Source organism: Modestobacter muralis (genome assembly GCF_010682105.1).
Classification (GTDB): domain Bacteria; phylum Actinomycetota; class Actinomycetes; order Mycobacteriales; family Geodermatophilaceae; genus Modestobacter; species Modestobacter muralis.
In genome coordinates this window covers 38435-56574 of record NZ_JAAGWH010000010.1, presented here as the reverse complement: position 1 = coordinate 56574, position 18140 = coordinate 38435, and the positions used below count along the sequence as shown (strand labels likewise).

Genomic DNA, 18140 nt, shown 5'->3' with positions numbered 1-18140 from the left:
CGGCCCGGCCGGCCACCGTTGCCCCCGGGGCCGAGTCGGTCGACACGGCCCCGGAGCCGACGTGGCCGGTCAGGTGGGGACCGTGGACCCCTGCGGCGGGAGGGCCGGCGTCACAGGTCGATGGACCGGCCGAACGTGCGGGTGACCGGCGGACCGGCGAGGACCGCCGCGAGCGCCGCCGCACCCTCCGGCGTCGCGCGCCAGGCCACGTAGGCGGCGTGGTCGTCGGCGGTGGCCCACGTCTCGACGACGACGACCCGGGTCGGGTCGGCGTCGTCGACGAGGACCTCGAGCCCCTCGTTGCCGGGGAACGCCGCCGTCTGCGCGAGCGTCTCGCGGATGGCGGCCTCCGCCTCGGCGGCGCTGGCGTCGGGACGGAGCGGGACCTCGAGGAACACCTTCACGGACATCTGGACTCTGCTCTCGGTCGTGGTGAGTGGTCGTGCACCGGCCCGCGTCGCTGCCGCACGTCGGGCGGCAGTGCTCGGGTGGGGCGTCGGTCGACGCGCCGGGCCGGTGCACCCGGGGACCATGGTCGCCCAGCGGGTCGGTCACCGCCGACCGGCCGGATTCCGGCGCCGGCTTCGAGGACGGTCTCGTGCCGCCAGGAGCGCACAGCTCGACCTCGCTGGGCTGCTCGGGAACCTGCGTCCGTCGTGCCGGGACGTCAGTGGCCGTGCGGGTCGAGGTGGTTGAGGGTCGCGACGACGTGGTCGTAGTCGCCGCGCGCCTCGCCGTACCGCAGGAACTCGACGTTCTCCACCTGGATCTCGGTCGCGTCCGGCTGCGTGCGGATCAGCTCGACGACCTCCTCGACGAAGTCGGCCAGGGGCATGGCGAACTCGCTGTCCTCCTGGCCCGGCAGCAGGGCGGTGCGCACCGACGGCGGCTCCAGCTCGACCACCGCGACGCCGGTGCCGGCCAGCTGCAGCCGCAGGGACTCGCTGAGCATGTGGACGGCGGCCTTGGTGGCGTTGTAGCTGGGCGTGACCGCCAGCGGCGCGAACGCCAGCCCCGAGGACACCGTCATGATCGTCGCGGCCGGCCGGGAGCGCAGGTGCTCGACGAAGGCAGCGATGAGCCGGATCGGGCCCAGCAGGTTGGTCGTGACCGTCTCCTCGGCCGAGGTCAGGAAGCCGCCCGGGGTGGTCCAGTCCTCGACCCGCATGATCCCGGCCATGGTGACCAGCACGTCGAGGTCCGGGTGCTCGGCGATGACCTGGGCGGCAGCGCGCTGGATGCTCGCCACGTCGGTCGTGTCGATCTCGACGGCGTGCAGTCCGGGGTGCTCGGCGGTGATCTGGTCCAGCAGCGCGGTGCGCCGCCCGCCGATGACGACGGTGTTGCCCTCCTGCTGCAGTCGCAGCGCCAGGGCCAGGCCGATGCCGCTGGTCGCGCCGGGGATGAAGACGGTGTTGCCGGTGATGTCCATGTCCCCAGCGTCGGCCGCACCCCGGACCGGTGGCAGAGCGCGGTGATCGGGGGACCGCCGGTCCCTGGTTGCGCCGGCGGCGGGTGGCCACACTGGCCTGGTGAACCGGGACGACCTCGCCGACTTCCTCGTCCGGCGCCGCAGCGGTCTCCGACCCGCGGACGTCGGCCTCCCCGCAGGCCAGCGCCGGCGCACCGCGGGGCTGCGGCGGGAGGAGGTCGCGCAGCTCGCCGCGATGTCCACCGACTACTACACGCGGCTGGAGCAGCGGCGCGGGCCGCAGCCGAGCACGCAGATGCTGGCCTCGCTGGCCCGGGCGCTCCGGCTGACCGCCGACGAGCGCGCCTACCTGTACCGGGTCGCCGGGCACGACGCCCCCGACCGGGTCGGCGGCGGCGAGCACGTCGCCCCGGGGCTGCTGCGGGTCCTCGACCGGCTCACCGACACCCCGGCCCTCATCCTGTCCGCGCTGGGCGAGACGCTGGTGCAGAACGACCCGGCCCGCGCCCTGTTCGGCGACGTCAGCCACCTCACCGGCCTCGAACGCAGCGCCATCTACCGCTGGTTCACCCACCCCGAGCAGGAGCGGGCGCACTACCCGGCGGACGACCACGACCGCCAGAGCCGCGCCCAGGTGGCCTCGCTGCGCGCCGCCCACGGCTCGACGGGCCCGCGGTCCCGGGCCGGCGAGCTCGTCCGAGTGCTCACCCGGACAAGCCAGGAGTTCGCGGACCTGTGGGCGGCCCACGAGGTGGGCCGCCGGTTCTCCGACCACAAGGTGCTCCTGCACCCCGAGATCGGGCCCATCGAGGTCGACTGTCAGGCGCTGTTCACCGAGGACGAGTCCCAGGTGCTGCTCGTGCTCACCGCTCCCCCGGGCACCGACGCAGCCAGCAGGCTCGCGCTGCTCGCCGTCCTCGGCACGCAGGCCTTCGCCCCGGAGCACCCGACCGGGTCGTGAGCAGGCGGAACACCGGCGCGGGTCCCGGGGTTCACCGGTCGTGCTGGACACAGAGGGAGGCACACGTGACCACTGAGACCGCGATCCTCGCCGGCGGCTGCTTCTGGGGCGCCCAGGAGCTGCTGCGCAAGCGCCCGGGGGTGCTCACCACCCGGGTCGGCTACTCCGGCGGCGACACCCCGAACGCGACCTACCGCAACCACGGCGACCACGCCGAGGCGGTCGAGATCGTCTTCGACCCCCAGGTCATCTCCTACCGGGAGGTGCTGGAGTTCTTCTTCCAGATCCACGACCCCTCGACCAAGGACCGCCAGGGCAACGACCTGGGCCGCGCCTACCGCTCGGCGATCTACTTCCTGAGCGAGGAGCAGCAGCGCGTCGCACTGGACACCATCGCCGACGTCGACGCCTCGGGCATCTGGCCGGGGCCGGTCGTCACCGAGGTCGAGCCGGCCGGTGAGTTCTGGCAGGCCGAGGAGGAGCACCAGGACTACCTGCAGAAGATCCCCTTCGGCTACACCTGCCACTACGTGCGGCCGGACTGGGTGCTCCCGCGCCGCGAGGCGCAGACCGCCTGACGGACCGAGGCCCGACCGCCGCGTCCTTGACGGGGCAGGTCGGACACGACGAGGGGGACGTCCCAGCCGGGGCGTCCCCCTCCGTCGTCCCGTGACCCGTGGGACACCTGCGGCCCGTGGGGCGTGGCGCCGCCGCCGTCGCCCGCGCCGTGCGCAGGATGGGGCGTGCCCATCCGCCCGGACGCCGTCGCCGCGCTGCCGCTCGCCCCGGGCGTCTACCGCTTCCGGGACGACGGCGGGCGGGTGCTGTACGTCGGGCGGGCCGAGCAGCTGCGCCGCCGGGTCAGCTCCTACTGGGGCGACCTGCGCGACCGGCGCCACCTGCGGAAGATGATGACCCGGGTCGCCGGGATCGAGGCACTGGTCTGCGACTCCGCGCACGAGGCGGCGTGGGCCGAGCGCAACCTGCTCGAACGGTCGAAGCCGCCGTGGAACCGGATCATCGGTGGCCTGGAGGTGCCGGTCAGCATCCACCTGGACGTCTCGCCCACGGCACCGCGGCTGGGCCTCGCCTCGGCACAGCTCCCCGGACCGGGAGTCCGCTGCTTCGGCCCCTACCTGGGCGCCGGGAAGGCGAAACTGGCACTGTCCGGGCTGGAGCGGCTGTACCCGATCGGGCACGCCGGCCCGTCCCGGAGCTCCGGCGCGCAGGAGCTGGCCCGGCTGCGTGGCGGGCAGGACGTGCCGGTCCCGCAGCTCGCCCGAGCCGTGGCGTCCGTGTTGGACCGCGAGCCGACGGCGGTCGCCGCCGCGCTGGCGGCCCTGACCGCCCGGCGCGACGCCGCGGCCGCAGCGCAGGCCTACGAGGCCGCCGCCCGGCTCCAGCAGGAGATCGAGGCGCTGCAGTGGGTGGTCGCGCCGCAGCGGGTCACCGCGGCCGGTGAGCAGGGCCGCCACGACGTCACCGCCTGGGGAGGCGACGTCCTGGTCCGGTTGCGGATCTCCAACGGGCGGCTGCGCTCCTGGGAGCAGGAGACCTGCGACCGCCCGGAGCCGGGAGCGCGGGCGCCCGAGGACTGGGTGCCCTTCCTGCGCCGCAACGCCGAACTGGCCGCCCGGCTCGCCGCGCTGCCCGTCACCTGAGCCGGTCGGCCACGCGCTCGCTGCCGGCCACACCGGGCGTGAGGCTCGGCTCACCGACGCCGGCGACCGGGTCCGCACCGAGGGGACGGCGTCCTCCAGCAGTCGCTCGGCGGGGTCGCAGCGACCCTGTCGCGTGGCCGTCACCGGCGCGAGCCCACCTCCGCGCCGGGCAGTGGCGACGCGTGCTCGGGCAGGACCCCGATCCCGACCGCCCGGGCCGGCAGGCCCTGGAGCCTCGGGTGCCGGTCGAGCAGCCGGAGCACCCGCGGCGTGCCCACCGGACGGTCGCCGGCCAGGATCCGGCCGAGGACCCGCGTCTGGACCTGCCGCTGCACGAACTGGGTGACGACGGTGGGCAGCAGCCGGCGACGCCGCACCCGGGCGAGGACCCGGGGAGGCACCACGCCCGTTCCCAGCGGGCCGGCGAGGAGCCGGGCCGCCGCAGCGGCGTCCTGCACCGCCAGGTTGATCCCCACGCCGCCGATCGGTGACATGGCGTGCGCGGCGTCCCCGATCAGCAGCAGCCCGGGCACGTGCCACCGCGTCAGCCGGTCCACCCGCACACCGAGGACACGGACGTCGTCCCAGCCCCGGAGCGTCCGCGCCGCGACCCCGTCCGGGAGGAGGCGGGCCAGATCAGCGCGGAACGCCTCGAAGCCCGCGGCCTGCAGCGCGGCGAAGCCGCCCTTGGGCACGAGGTAGGCGCACTGCCAGTAGTCCCCGCGGTCGATCAGGACCAGCATGCGTCCCTGCGTGATGCGTCCGGCACCTCCGAACGACGGGCCCGACCCCGTCCCGGCCTGGGGCAGCCGGAACCACAGCACGTCCATGGGCGCCCCGAAGTCACGCAGACGCAGCCCGGTCTCGCCGCGGAGCGTGGAGGTGCGGCCGTCGGCGGCCACGGTCAGCCGCGCGCGGACCTCCCGCTCCTCGCCACCGGGAGCCCGGTGGCGGACCCCCGTCACCCGGCCGTCCTCGCGCAGCAGTCCGACCACCTCCGCGTCCATCCGCAGCTCGAAGCCCGGGTGGCGCCGCGCCCGCTCGGCCAGGAAGTCCAGCAGGTCCCACTGCGGCACAAGGGCGAGGAACGGGAACCGGCCGGGCAGCCGGCCGAAGTCCGCGACTGCGTAGCTCCCGTCGTCGGTGGTGACGCCCAGCGTCGTCACCTCCTGGTGGGGCAGCCGGAGGAACTCCTCGGCCAGTCCCAGCTCGTCGAGCAGCCGGAGCGTCGACGGGTGGACGGTGTCCCCGCGGAAGTCGCGCAGGAAGTCCCCGTGCTTCTCCAGCACCACCACGCTGCGGCCCTGGCGGGCGAGCAGCAGCCCGAGCACCATCCCCGCCGGCCCGCCACCGGCGATGCAGCAGTCCACCTCGGTCACGACGACCTCCTGGGGAGGATGAGGACCCCACGGTGGACGTCCGGTGGGCCGCAGCGCAAGAGCCGGCCGCGGCGATGAGTTCTCCGGCGCACGCAGGTCCACCCCTCGACCAGGACCGCCGAACACCCAGGAGCAGGACATGGGCATCGTCCAGATCGAGCTGTTCACCACCCTGGACCTCGTCGGGCAGGCCCCCGGCGGGCCGGAGGAGGACCCGGTGGGGTTCCCCTTCGGCGGCTGGCAGGCACCCCTGCTCGAGGAGGTCGCCGGGGCGCAGGTCGCCGCCGCGTACCAGGACACCGACGCCCTGCTGCTCGGACGGCGGACGTACGACGTCTTCGCGGCGTACTGGCCCCACCAGGAGGGCGGCCATGACGACGACATCGCCACGCTCTTCAACCGCGTGCCGAAGTACGTGGCCTCCCGCGGCACGCCCGACCTCTCGTGGGCGGGGTCCACCCAGCTAGGCCCGGACCTGGCCGGCGGGGTGCGCGAGATCCGGGAGCGGCACGAGCACGTGAGCGTCGTCGGGAGCCTGGACCTGGTGCAGACCCTGCTGCGCGAGAAGCTGTTCGACCGCCTCGACCTGTGGGTGCACCCGATCCTGCTCGGGGTGGGGAAGAAGGTGTTCGACGGTGGCGCGGTGCCGACGAACCTCACCCTCCTCGAACCGCCGGCAGCCGGTCCGACGGGCACCGTGTACCTGCGCTACGGGCTCGCCGACGGCACGCCTGCCACCGGCGACATGGGCGCACCCGATCGCGGCGCGACCGCGTGAGGCCCGCCCGCGCCAGGTGGGCTGGTCCGTTCCCGGCCGGCCCTCACACGTTCCGCCGGTACTGACCGCCGACCTCGAAGAACGCCTCGGTGATCTGGCCGAGCGAGCAGTGCCGGACGGCGCCCATCAGCGCCTCGAAGACGTTGCCGCCGTGCATCGCGGTGTCCCGCAGCCGGCGCAGCGCCTCGGGGGCCTTCGCGGCGTGCCGGGCGTGGAAGTCGGCCAGCCGGTCCAGCTGCGACTGCTTCTCCGCCTCCGTGGCCCGGGAGAGCTCGACGGTCGGGCGGAGCTCCTCGCCGGTCCGCGGCTCCAGGAACGTGTTGACGCCGACGATGGGCAGCGAGCCGTCGTGCTTGCGCTGCTCGTAGAGCATCGACTCGTCCTGGATCCGGCCGCGCTGGTAGCCGGTCTCCATGGCCCCGAGCACCCCGCCGCGCTCGGCGATCCGGTCGAACTCCGCCAGCAAGGCGGCCTCGACCAGGTCGGTGAGCTCGTCGATGACGAAGGAGCCCTGCAGCGGGTTCTCGTTGCCGGCCAGCCCCCACTCGCGGTCGATGATCATCTGGATGGCCAGCGCCCGGCGCACCGAGGCCGCGCTCGGGGTGGTGACCGCCTCGTCGTAGGCGTTCGTGTGCAGGCTGTTGGCGTTGTCGTAGATCGCGCAGAGCGCCTGCAACGTCGTCCGGATGTCGTTGAAGTCCATCTCCTGCGCGTGCAGCGACCGGCCCGACGTCTGCACGTGGTACTTCAGCTGCTGCGAGCGCGGGCCGGCGCCGTACCGCTCCGCCATGGCCACGGCCCAGATCCGGCGGGCGACCCGTCCGATGACGGAGTACTCGGCATCCATCCCGTTGGAGAAGAAGAAGGACAGGTTGGGCGCGAAGTCGTCGATCGACATGCCGCGGGCAAGGTAGGCCTCGACGTAGGTGAAGCCGTTGGCGAGGGTGAAGGCGAGCTGGCTGATGGGGTTCGCCCCGGCCTCGGCGATGTGGTAGCCGGAGATCGACACCGAGTAGAAGTTGCGGACGGCGTGGTCGATGAACCACTGCTGGATGTCGGCCATGCAGCGGAGCGCGAACTCGGTGGAGAAGATGCAGGTGTTCTGCCCCTGGTCCTCCTTGAGGATGTCGGCCTGCACCGTGCCGCGGACGTGGGCGAGCACCCAGGCGCGGATCTCCTCGGCCTCCGCAGCGGTGGGCTCGCGGCCCTCGTCGGTCCGGAACGCGTCCAGCCGCTGGTCGATCGCCGTGCAGAAGAACATCGCCAGGACGGCCGGCGCGGGGCCGTTGATCGTCATCGACACCGAGGTGGTCGGCGAGCAGAGGTCGAACCCGGCGTAGAGCACCGCCATGTCCTCGACGGTGGCGATCGAGACCCCCGACGTCCCGACCTTGCCGTAGACGTCCGGTCGCGGGTCGGGGTCGCGGCCGTAGAGGGTGACCGAGTCGAACGCGGTCGACAGCCGGGTCGCCTCAGCACCGGCCGACAGCAGTTGGAAGCGCCGGTTGGTGCGGAACGGGTCGCCCTCGCCGGCGAACATCCGGGCCGGGGCCTCGCCCTGGCGCTTGAAGGGGAAGACCCCGGCGGTGTACGGGAAGTGTCCGGGCAGGTTCTCCCGGCGCAGCCAGCCCAGCAGCTCGGCGGCGTCCGTCGTCCGTGGCAACGCAACCCGGCGCACCTGGTTGCCTGACAGGGTCGTACGGGTCAGTGGCGTGCGGATCTCCGTGCCGCGGACGGTGTAGACCAGCTCCTCACCGGAGTACTCCTCGACCCGGGCCGGCCACTCCCCCAGCAGGGTGCGGACCGTGGGCAGCAGGTCGCCCTCGATCGCCGCGGCGAGGTCGCGGGCCTGGTCGGCCGCCTCGCCGGGGAGCAGCTCGGCTGCGGTGCGCAGGTGCTGCTGCCGCCGCACCAGCTCGGCCTGCTCCGCCGTCGTGCGGTGGTAGCCGCGGACGGCGTCGGCCACGTCGGCCAGGTACCGCGACCGGGACACCGGGACGAGGCTGGTCAGCCCGGTGCTGGCCCGGACGTCGACGCGGGGAAGCACGCCGCTGCTGACCGGCAGGCCGCGGTCGGCGAGCAGCGTCGTGAGGTGCTGGTGGAGCGCGGTCACACCGTCGTCGTTGAACCGCGCCGCCGAGGTGCCGAACACCGGCATCTCCTGCCACGGCGTGCCGAAGGCCTCGCGGTTGCGCACCAGCTGCCGGGCGACGTCCCGGCGGGCGTCCTCCGCGCCGCGGCGCTCGAACTTGTTGACCGCCACGACGTCGGCGAAGTCGAGCATGTCGATCTTCTCCAGCTGCGACGCGGCGCCGAACTCCGGCGTCATCACGTACAGCGAGACGTCACTGAAGGGCAGGATCGCCGCGTCACCCTGACCGATGCCAGGGGTCTCCACGATCACCAGGTCGTAGCCGGCTGCCTTCACCGCGGCGATCACATGGTCGAGGTGCTCGGGCACCTGCGCGCCGGCGCTGCGGGTGGCCAGCGAGCGGAAGAAGGTGCGGTGGCGGTCGCCGGTCTCCAGGGCGTTCATCCGGATCCGGTCGCCGAGCAGCGCGCCACCGCCGCGACGGCGGGTCGGGTCGACGGCGAGGACCGCGATCCGCAGCTCGTCCTCGTTGTCCAGCCGCAGCCGGCGCAGCAGCTCATCGGTGAGCGAGGACTTCCCCGAGCCACCGGTGCCGGTGATGCCGAGCACGGGCACGGTGCGCCCGGCGGCCTCCCGCATGACCCGCTCGGCGAGCTCGGGAGAGCGGCCGGCCTCCAGCACGGTGATCGCCCGGGCCAGCGCCGCGGGGTCGCCGGCTGAGAGGGCGTCGAGGTCCGGGCCGTCCGCCGTCAGGTCGACGTCGCAGGCCGCGATGATCGTGTTGATCATGCCCGGCAGCCCGAGCTGCTGGCCGTCCGCCGGGGAGAAGATGCGCACCCCGCGCGAGCGCAGCAGGGCGATCTCGTCGGGCACGATCACCCCGCCCCCGCCGCCGAACACCTGCACGTGGCCGGCGCCGTGGGCGGCCAGCTCCTCGACCAGGTAGCTGAAGTACTCGACGTGCCCGCCCTGGTAGGAGGAGAGCGCGACCCCCTGCACGTCCTCCTCCACCGCCGCCCGGACGACGGCCTGCACGCTGCGGTCGTGCCCGAGGTGCACCACTTCCGCGCCCTGGCTCTGCAGCAGCCGCCGCATCACGTTGATCGCGGCGTCGTGCCCGTCGAACAAGCTCGAGGCGGTGACCAGGCGGACGGGACGGGTGGGGACGTGCAGCTCGGCCATGAGTGCTCCCGACGGGGTCGCCCCGACATACGAGGACGTCCTAGTAGATCACCCCGGAGACCCCCGGACGTCGCCGTTCACGCCCCTGCACACTGACCGTCTGACCAGCCGGCGCCTCAGGCCCTGAGGACCCGGCCACGTGCGCCACCGGGGGACACCGCGACCCCGCCGGGCAGGTGCCCGGCGGGGTCGCGGTCGTGCAGGTGGAACAGGTCAGGCGGCCTGCAGCGCGCGGCGCACCTTCGCCCCGCCCGTCGTCATCTTGTAGAGCTTGACGACCTGGGCCGGCGCGTTGGCCGGGGTGGTCTGGGCCAGCCAGTTGTTCGGCAGCGAGAGCCGGATGACCTTGTGCCAGGCCGAGCCGACCTGACGCGGCAGCGACGCGGAGTGGTACCGCAGGCCGTAGCGGCGGAACAGGTCCTCGATCTTCGGGGCGATCTCGGCGTACCGGTTGCTCGGCAGGTCCGGGAACAGGTGGTGCTCGACCTGGTGGGACAGGTTGCCGGTCATGATGTGCATGGCCTTGCTGCCGGAAATGTTGGCCGAGCCGAGCATCTGGCGCAGGTACCACTCACCGCGGGACTCGCCCTCGATCGACTTCTTCTCGAAGGTCTCGACGCCCTCGGGGAAGTGCCCGCACATGATCACCGAGTGCGACCACAGGTTGCGCACCACGTTGGCGGTGAAGTTGGCGGCCAGGGTCGGCAGGAACGACGGCCCGGACAGCAGCGGGTGCACCAGGTAGTCCTTGGTGGCCTGCTTGCGGATCTTCTTCAGCACCTGCTTGCCGCGGGCCCGGAAGCCCGGGTCGGCGCGCCGCTCCTTGGTGGCCAGGTTCTTGCCCAGCTCCAGGTCGTAGGCGGCGATGCCGTACTCGAAGAAGATCGCGTTGACGAAGTTCCACACCGGCTGCAGCAGGTACAGCGGCACCCACTTCTGGTCCTCGTCGACGCGCATGATGCCGTAGCCGAGGTCGTTGTCCTTGCCGATCACGTTCGTGTACGTGTGATGCAACTCGTTGTGCGAGTGCTTCCACTGCTCGGCCGGGCTGGCCATGTCCCACTCCCAGGTGGTGGAGTGGATCTTCGGGTCGCGCATCCAGTCCCACTGCCCGTGCAGGATGTTGTGCCCGATCTCCATGTTCTCCAGGATCTTGGCGACCGAGAGCCCGGCGGTGCCCAGCAGCCAGGCCGGCGGGAACTTCGAGAACAGCAGGACGGCGCGGCTGCCCAGCTCGAGCTTGCGCTGCACGTCGATCACCTTGCGGATGTAGGCCGCGTCGGACTCGCCACGGCTGTCCACCACGCTCTGCCGGATGGCGTCGAGCTCGAAGCCGATCGCCTCGATGTCCTCGGGGCTCAGGTGGGCGATCGGGTTGTCGGACTTCTTCTGCAGGACGGTCACGTGCAGCTCCTCAGCTCAGGGATGCGGGTGCGGGGTCGCGGAGTCGATCTGTCGCGGTCACCGCGACGGATCGACTCCGCTGGAGGTCAGTGGTCGATCTCGCAGGCGCCGGCGGCGGCGCTGATGCAGGTCTGGACGAGGACGCCGTCGCCGGGGGCGGCGGTGGTCACCTCACCGGTGCGCAGGTCGCGGACGGCGCCCTCGCGCAGCGGCAGCACGCAGCCGTAGCAGATGCCCATCCGGCAGCCGCTGGGCATGAGCAGCCCGGCGTCCTCGGCGGCGTCCAGGATCGGGGTGGCGCCGTCGACCTCGACGGTCGTGCCGGAGGCGGTGAAGTCCACCGTTCCGCCGGCCTCACCGGTGACGAGCACCCGCGGGCGGAACCGCTCGGTGTAGAGCTGGTCGGCGATGCCGGCGTCGGCCCAGTACTGCTCGAGCGACTCGAGCAGGCCGAGCGGGCCGCACGCCCAGGTGGAGCGCTCGGCCAGGTCGGGGACCATGCCGGCGAGCACGGCGGTGTCCAGCAGGCCGTCGGTCGAGGTGTGCCGCTCGACCAGCCGGATCGCACCGTCGCGAGCCATCTCGCGCAGCTCGGCCCCGAAGATGACGTCCTCCGCCGTCGGCGCGGAGTGCACCAGGACGACGTCCTCGTGCTCGTGCACGTGGTTGCGCAGGATGCCCATCACCGGCGTGATGCCGGAACCCGCGGTGACGAACAGCGCCTTGGCCGGGCGCATCGCGGGGAGCACGAAGTCCCCGGTCGCCTGGTCCAGCTGCACGATGGTGCCTGGCTGGACCCGGTGCACCAGGTGGTTGCTGACCTTGCCGCCGGGGATCGCCTTGACCGTGATGGTGAAGCGGCCGTCGGGCCGGCCGAGCACCGAGGTGAGCGAGTAGGCGCGCCACAGCCGCACACCCTCGACGTCGACGCCGATGCGCACGTACTGGCCCGGGGTGTGCGGCAGCCAGTCGCGGCCGGGCTGGATCACGATCGTGGCGGCGTCGCGGGTCTCGTGCCGGACCTCCTCGATCCGCCCACGCAGTGCGGCACCGGAGCGCAGCGGGTCGATCAGGTCGAGGTAGTCGACCGGCAGCAGCGGCGTGGTGACCAGCTCGGCGGCCTTGAGCACCCGGTCGCGCAGCGCCCGGAGCGCGGGGCGGCCCGGACGGGGGACGGTGGCGGTCATGACTTGAGTGTTCCCCGCCGACGGGGTGAACACTCCCCCGCTGGGCGTGAATCGAGCGGTAGCTTCTGTTCCCTCAGGACAAAGGAGGTGGGGACGACGACCGAGCCCGTGACCTTCCCGGCCGCGGTGGTCACCGCGATGCGGGCCGAGCTGCCCGCCGTCGCCGCGCAGACCGTGGCCAGCATCGTGGTCGAGGTGCCCAGCTACACCGACGCGTTCGCCGGGGAGATGGGCCGGGCGATCAGCCGCGCCGTCCAGCTCGCCCTCGGCGGGTTCCTGGAGCTGGCTACCACGACCGGCGGCGCGGACCCCAGCCGCCCGATCGGCCCCGCGCTGGAGGGCGCCTACGCCCTGGGCCGGGGCGAGGCGCGCAGCGGCCGGCCGATGGACGCGCTGCTGGCCGCCTACCGGGTCGGCGCCCGGGTGGCGTGGCGGCACATGAGCGACACCGCCGTGGCCGCCGGGATGACCGCCGGGTCGCTGGCCCGATTCGCCGAGCTCGTGTTCGCCTACATCGACCAGCTGTCGGCCTCCAGCGTCGCCGGGCACACCGACGAGCTGGACAGCACCGGCCGCGTGCGCCGGCACCACCTGGAGCGCCTCGGTGCGCTGCTGCTCACCGGCCGGCCGCCGCACGACCTCGTCCCGGCAGCCGAGCGGGCCGGCTGGTCGCCGCCGCGGACGCTCACCGCCGTCCTGCTGCCCGAGGGGCAGGCCCGCGGCGCGCTCGCCCGGCTCGACGACCGCACCCTGCAGGTGTCCGACGACCCGCCGGGCCTGGACCCCGCCGCCGACCTCATCGTGCTCCTGGTGCCCGACGCCGGGTGCGGCGCGCGGGCCACCCTGCTGCGCACCCTCGAGGGGTCCGCTGCGGTCGTCGGGCCGGCCCGGGAGTGGACGGCGGTGTCGGCGTCCTACGCCCGGGCGCTGCGCGCGCTGCGGCTGGGCCTGACCGCCGACGGGACGGCGGCGCTGGACACCGAGAGCCGGCTCACCGACCTCGTGCTGCGGGCCGACGACTCCGCCCTGGCCGACCTGCGGGCCGCTGCACTCGCCCCGCTGGAGGGGCTGAGCCCCGCCGTCCGGGAGAAGCTCACCGTGACGTTGCGGTCCTGGCTGCTGCACCACGGACGGCGCGAGCAGGTGGCCGCCGCGTTGTTCGTGCACCCGCAGACGGTGCGGTACCGGCTCGGCCAGCTGCGCGAGCTGTACGGCGACCGCCTCGAGGACCCGCAGACCGTCCTGGAGCTGACCCTCGCCCTGGGAGCGCAGCTGCCGGCACCGACCGAGCAGGACGCGTCGTGAGGGTGGCGGTGGCCGGCGGGACCGGTCTGCTGGGGCGGCTGGTGGTGGCCGAGCTCGAACGCCGAGGCGACGTCCCGGTCGTGCTGGCCCGGTCCCGTGGCCTCGACCTGACCACCGGCGTCGGGCTGGCGGACGCGCTGGACGGGGTGAGCGCGGTCGTCGACGTCGGCAACGTGACCACGACCAGCCGCCGACGGGCGGTGGCCTTCTTCACCGCCGCCACCCAGCAGTTGCTCGCCGCCGCCGACCGGGCCGGGGTGCGGCACGTCGTCGCCCTGTCGATCGTCGGCGCGGACACCGTCGACTTCGGCTACTACGTGGGCAAGCGCCGGCAGGAGGAGCTGCTCGCGGCCGGACCGGTGCCCTGGACGCTGCTGCGGGCCACCCAGTTCCACGAGTTCGCCGGTCAGCTGATCGACCGCTCCCCCGGGCCGGTGGTCGTCGTCCCCCGGATGCACAGCCGGCCGGTGGCCGCCCGCGAGGTGGCCGCGCACCTGGTCGAGCTGGCCCACGGCGCGCCCCGCGGGGTCACCGAGCCGATGGCCGGCCCCGAGGAGCTGGACATGGCCGGGCTGGTGCGCCGCCGGCTGCGCGCGACCGGACGACGCCGGCTGGTCGTGTCGCTGAGGCTGCCCGGCCCGGCCGGGCGTGCCTTCGCCGACGGCGGGCTGGTCCCCGCCCCGCCCTTCGTCATGGGCAGCGAGACCGCCGACGAGGACCTGGTCCGGCTGGTGGCGGGCCGCGGCTGACCCACGGTCAGCCGGCGGCCGCCGGGACGAGGAGCACCTGGCCGGCCTTGACCCGGTTGGTGGGCAGCCCGTTGGCGGCCATGAGCTCCCCGACCGTCGTGCCGTGGTCCAGGGCGATCCGGCCCAGCATGTCCCCGGGCAGGACGGTGTAGGTCACCGGAGCGGGGACGGGCGCGGGCTCCGGGGCCGGCTCGGGCGCGGGGGCCGGCTCGGGCGCGGGCGCAGGGCCGGCCGGGGCGCCGGGCACGGCGAGCTCCTGGCCGGCCATGAGCACGGTGCTGGTCAGCCCGTTGGCCGCGGTCAGCTCGGCGACCGTCGTGGCGTGGTCGAGGGCGATCTGGCCGAGGGTGTCCCCCGCCGCCACGGTGTACCGGCCGGTGAACACCGGGACCTCGGCCGGCGGCGCCGCCGGCACCGGCGGGGCGCAGACGGTGGCCAGCGCACCGGGCTCGGCGAGCCCGTCGACGACCTCGGCGCAGCTTCGCTGGTCGACCGCGGCGGCGACCCCGGTCCACCAGGAGGTCACCCCCAGCGCGCCGCTCCAGGACTGCGACAGGTGCACGTGCCCGGTGTGCGGGTCGGCGCCGGTGTAGTCCAGCCAGCCCGCCGCGGCGCTGTCGGCCGACCAGATCCGCCGGTCCCAGATGACGTAGAGGACGCCCAGCCGCCGCGCCTGGTAGCCCGACTCCCCCGCCGGGCCGTCGGCGGTGAGCCAGCCCAGGAAGCGCTCGGCGGCGGCCCGCTCCTCCGGGACGTCGGCGCGCAGCATCCAGTCCCAGGCCCGGCCCTCCTCGTGCTCGCTGACGCCGTCGGACTCGCAGCTGCGGCTTATCCCGCCCGAGCTGCCGGCGCCGTAGGTGGCCAGCACCGTCGCCGCCAGGTCCACGGTGCCCGGCTTGGGCGTGGGGTCGCAGACCTCCTGACCCACGTAGGGCGCCGGCTGCTCGACCACCGCCGGTGCGGCGACGGGTGCGGTCGGCCCGACGGTGTCCACGGCCCGCGCCGGCGGGGCGAGCGCCACGCAGACGCCGAGGACGGCGAGCACGGCGGCACGGCGCAGGCGCACCGGGCGGGGTGCGGCCGGGCGCCGGGGCACCCGCGGGGAGGGGACGGGCACGCGCGCTCCAAGACAGTCGGACGGGTCGCCCCATCCCACGGGTCCGGCGGCCGCGCGGCGACCGTGGGGGCAGGTCGGGGACCCGGGGACGGTGCGGCGACCACGGTGCGCATCCGGATGGTCCGGACCTGCTGGGAGAGGGGGCGACCGCAGGGGCGGGTGGGGCACCGGCCGCGTGCCATCCTTGATCACCGACGCCGTCCTGGAGTAACAAGACGACGAGCACCCCCACCACGTCGTCCCGCCCAGCCCAGGAGAGGTCACGGACACCGAACCGCGCACCGGAGCCCCGTCCCGCTGTCCCGTCCCCTCCGACCACACCCGGGTCACCGGACGCCGGGCCGCGCGAGCGGTCCGGGCGCGGGCCCGGGCCTGGGGCGGGCGGTTGCTGGCGCGGCGGATCGTGAAGAAGGGCATCGACCTCGCGAGCCTGACCTTCATCCCGGAGCCGACCAAGGTGCCGCTGCAGCGCACCGGCCTGGACCCGGTCCCGCGGCTGGCCGAGCTGCGCGCGACCGACCCGGTGCACAAGCTCGACCTGCCGTTCGACTTCTCCGTCTACCTGGTCACCGACACCGCGCACGTGCGCGCGGTGCTGGCCAACCGGGACGACTACAGCAACGACATCCGGCACCTGCTGCCCGGCACCGACGGCACCACGTCGGGTGAGGACATCGGCGGCCTGGGGTTCACCGACGCCCCGCTGCACACCCGGCTGCGCAAGATCGTCACCCCCGAGTTCACGATGCGGCGGCTGGCCCGGCTCGAGCCGATGATCGAGGCGTTCGTGGAGAACCGGCTCGACGAGCTGGCCGCGGCCGGCGCCGACGGGACGCCGGTCGACCTGGCCAAGCTGCTGTCCTTCCCGGTGCCCTTCCAGACCATCTGCGCCCTGCTGGGCCTGGAGCTGTCCGACCGGGACGCCTTCGCCCGGCTGGGTGTGCAGCGCTTCGACATCACCTCCGGCGCCGCCGCCGCCTTCGGCGCGGTGTCCGCGCAGCGCGAGTTCCTCTTCGACGCCGTCGCCCGGCAGCGGGTGGAGCCGGGCCCGGGGCTGATCGGTGCGATCATCCGCGACGAGGGTGACCGGATCTCCGACGCCGACCTGGCCGGCCTGGCCGACGGGGTCTTCACCGGCGGCTACGAGACCACCGCCGGGATGATCTCGCTGAGCACCCTGGTGCTGCTGCGCGACCCCGCGCACGCCGAGCTGGTGCGCACCGGCAGCCGGAAGGACGTCGACCGGGTCGTGGAGGAGCTGCTGCGCTACCTCTCCGTCGTGCAGATGGCCTTCCCCCGCTTCGCCCGGCACGACCTGGACCTGCTGGGCACCCCGCTCAAGGCCGGCGACGTCGTGCTGGCCTCGCTGAGCGCGTCCAACCGCGACCCGCTCACCGCCGGGGCCTCCCCCGAGTTCTTCGACCCGGCCCGAGTGCCCACCAGCGGGCACCTCGCGTTCGGACACGGCGCGCACCGCTGCATCGGCGCCGAGCTGGCCCGGATGGAGCTGCGCATCCTGCTGCCGGCCCTGCTGCGCCGCTTCCCGGACCTGGCGGTCGCCGTCCCGCAGTCGGAGCTGCAGTTCCGCGAGCTGTCCTTCGTCTACGGCATCGACCAGCTGCCCGTCACCGTCTGAGGCGTCCCGGCCCGCGCGGCCGGGACGCCGCTCAACCGGCCGTCGGGCCGGGGTGGGCCAGGTCCGGCGGCAGCGCCCGCATCGGGTCGTGCACCATCGGGGCCTCGCCGTCGGCGACCGCGGCGCGGGCGTCGGACAGGCCGAAGCGGCTGCGGACGCGGTCGAGGAAGTGCGGCTCGTCCAGCCGCACCAGCTCCGAGCGCTGGGCGGCGCCGTAGACGGTCACCCAGTCGCCGGGCTCGAGCACACCGCGCAGCTGGCCGTCGACGCTGACCGCCACCTGCCCCGACCGGCCCAGCACCAGGACGCCGATCCGGTGCTTCGCCGACAGCACCAGGCTGCGGTTGAACACCATGTGCGGCGCGACCGGGGTGAACACCAGCGCCTCCAGGTCCGGGGACAGCACGGGGCCACCGGCGGCGAAGCTGTAGGCGGTGGAGCCCGTGGCGGTGGAGACCACCAGCGCGTCGGCGGAGTAGGAGGCGAACAGCCGGCCGTCGACGTAGAGGGCGAGGCTGGCCTGCCGGTCCCGGGCGAGCTTCTCGAACACGACGTCGTTGAGCGCGAGCACGTCCAGCGGCACGCCCCAGCCGTCCTCGTCGGCGGGGCCCGGCCGGACCGCCGGGGAGGGCAGCGCGGGCCCTCGGCCGAACCTCAGCAGCGCGTCCATGCCGCCGGGCAGGGCCAGCGGGCGCGAGGCGCGCATCGTCAGCATCATCCGGGCGTCCAGGACGACGTCGCCGTCGAGGACCATCTGCAGCGCCTCCTCCAGCCGGTCGACCTCGACCTCGGTGAGGAAGCCCACCCGCCCGACGTCGACGCCGAGCACCAGCGCACCGGCCGCGGCCGCCACCCGGGCACCGCGCAGGAACGTGCCGTCACCCCCGACGGTGACCACCAGGTCGGGGTTGCCGGCGAGCGCCGCCTCCTCGTGGGCGGGACGGCGCGCGTCGGACTCGCTCCACACGTCGATGTCGGTGCAGGGCAGGCCGCGTGCCCCGGCCCAGTCGCGGACCCGCTGCGCCGCGGCGCGGGCCACCGGCTTGCCCTCGTGCACCACGAGGCCGATCCGGTCGATCCGACGCCGGTCACCTGCCGGGGGCCGGTCCGCTGCAGGGCTCCGCACGCCGTCCTCGGGGGCTGTCACCGGGGCATCCTCCCCTCCCCGCGCCGGCCGTACACCCCCGGTCGCACCGGCCCACCCGATGTGATGCCCGCCGCGAGTGGACTCCGGGCGGCATACCGGTGGCCGCCCCG

General features: G+C 74.2%; 15 protein-coding genes. 7 read left to right on the top strand and 8 right to left on the bottom strand.

Going from position 1 to position 18140, the window contains the following annotated elements; translation table 11 throughout:
• Nucleotides 1–110: 110 nt before the first annotated feature.
• On the bottom strand, nt 111–410 hold the full coding sequence (locus tag GCU67_RS03015) for a putative quinol monooxygenase (protein WP_163609605.1): 300 nt from the start codon (nt 408–410) through the stop codon (nt 111–113).
• 257 nt (nt 411–667) lie between these two features.
• On the bottom strand, nt 668–1432 hold the full coding sequence (locus tag GCU67_RS03010; protein WP_163609604.1) for an SDR family oxidoreductase: 765 nt from the start codon (nt 1430–1432) through the stop codon (nt 668–670).
• Between the two features lie 100 nt (nt 1433–1532).
• On the opposite strand from GCU67_RS03010, the gene GCU67_RS03005 reads away from it, so the two are divergent.
• From GCU67_RS03005 to GCU67_RS02995, 3 genes are all read left to right on the top strand, one after another.
• A complete protein-coding gene (locus tag GCU67_RS03005) occupies nt 1533–2393 on the top strand; it encodes an MmyB family transcriptional regulator (protein WP_163609603.1) in 861 nt (286 codons plus the stop codon).
• Nucleotides 2394–2458: 65 nt separating this feature from the next.
• Nucleotides 2459–2971, top strand: a complete 513-nt coding sequence (gene msrA, locus GCU67_RS03000) for a peptide-methionine (S)-S-oxide reductase MsrA (protein WP_163609602.1) — start codon at nt 2459–2461, stop codon at nt 2969–2971.
• A gap of 165 nt (nt 2972–3136) precedes the next feature.
• Nucleotides 3137–4054, top strand: coding sequence for a hypothetical protein (locus tag GCU67_RS02995; RefSeq protein ID WP_163609601.1), 918 nt, complete (start codon nt 3137–3139; stop codon nt 4052–4054).
• Between the two features lie 140 nt (nt 4055–4194).
• Here GCU67_RS02995 and GCU67_RS02990 read toward each other — a convergent pair whose 3' ends face one another.
• The gene (locus GCU67_RS02990; RefSeq protein WP_338104727.1) at nt 4195–5433 is read right to left on the bottom strand and encodes an FAD-dependent oxidoreductase; all 1239 of its coding nucleotides are present in this window, start codon (nt 5431–5433) and stop codon (nt 4195–4197) included.
• A gap of 139 nt (nt 5434–5572) precedes the next feature.
• Between GCU67_RS02990 and GCU67_RS02985 the strand changes: the two genes are divergently transcribed.
• Nucleotides 5573–6211, top strand: coding sequence for a dihydrofolate reductase family protein (locus GCU67_RS02985; RefSeq protein WP_163609600.1), 639 nt, complete (start codon nt 5573–5575; stop codon nt 6209–6211).
• 43 nt (nt 6212–6254) lie between these two features.
• Here GCU67_RS02985 and icmF read toward each other — a convergent pair whose 3' ends face one another.
• The 3 genes from icmF to GCU67_RS02970 all read right to left on the bottom strand — a co-directional run bounded on the left by icmF (nt 6255) and on the right by GCU67_RS02970 (nt 12076).
• A complete protein-coding gene (gene icmF, locus GCU67_RS02980) occupies nt 6255–9485 on the bottom strand; it encodes a fused isobutyryl-CoA mutase/GTPase IcmF (RefSeq protein ID WP_163609599.1) in 3231 nt (1076 codons plus the stop codon).
• A gap of 213 nt (nt 9486–9698) precedes the next feature.
• Complete coding sequence (locus GCU67_RS02975) at nt 9699–10889, bottom strand: fatty acid desaturase (protein ID WP_163609598.1); 1191 nt, start codon at nt 10887–10889, stop codon at nt 9699–9701.
• A gap of 86 nt (nt 10890–10975) precedes the next feature.
• On the bottom strand, nt 10976–12076 hold the full coding sequence (locus GCU67_RS02970) for a ferredoxin reductase (protein WP_163609597.1): 1101 nt from the start codon (nt 12074–12076) through the stop codon (nt 10976–10978).
• Nucleotides 12077–12163: 87 nt separating this feature from the next.
• Here GCU67_RS02970 and GCU67_RS02965 point away from each other — a divergent pair, with 87 nt between their 5' ends.
• Both GCU67_RS02965 and GCU67_RS02960 read left to right on the top strand, forming a co-directional pair.
• Nucleotides 12164–13381 (top strand): PucR family transcriptional regulator, encoded by a 1218-nt coding sequence (locus tag GCU67_RS02965; RefSeq protein WP_338104726.1) that lies wholly within the window; start codon nt 12164–12166, stop codon nt 13379–13381.
• On the top strand, nt 13378–14130 hold the full coding sequence (locus GCU67_RS02960) for an NAD(P)H-binding protein (protein WP_163609596.1): 753 nt from the start codon (nt 13378–13380) through the stop codon (nt 14128–14130). Before GCU67_RS02965 ends, GCU67_RS02960 begins: the two co-directional genes overlap by 4 nt.
• Nucleotides 14131–14137: 7 nt before the next feature.
• Here the strand turns inward: GCU67_RS02960 and GCU67_RS02955 are convergent, their stop codons facing one another.
• Nucleotides 14138–15247, bottom strand: a complete 1110-nt coding sequence (locus GCU67_RS02955; protein WP_163609595.1) for a LysM peptidoglycan-binding domain-containing protein — start codon at nt 15245–15247, stop codon at nt 14138–14140.
• Between the two features lie 403 nt (nt 15248–15650).
• Between GCU67_RS02955 and GCU67_RS02950 the strand changes: the two genes are divergently transcribed.
• Nucleotides 15651–16883, top strand: coding sequence for a cytochrome P450 (locus GCU67_RS02950; protein WP_338104725.1), 1233 nt, complete (start codon nt 15651–15653; stop codon nt 16881–16883).
• Between the two features lie 31 nt (nt 16884–16914).
• Here GCU67_RS02950 and GCU67_RS02945 read toward each other — a convergent pair whose 3' ends face one another.
• Nucleotides 16915–18030: an NAD(+)/NADH kinase gene (locus GCU67_RS02945; protein ID WP_211660669.1), complete on the bottom strand. Its 1116-nt coding sequence runs from the start codon at nt 18028–18030 to the stop codon at nt 16915–16917.
• Nucleotides 18031–18140: the final 110 nt, after the last annotated feature.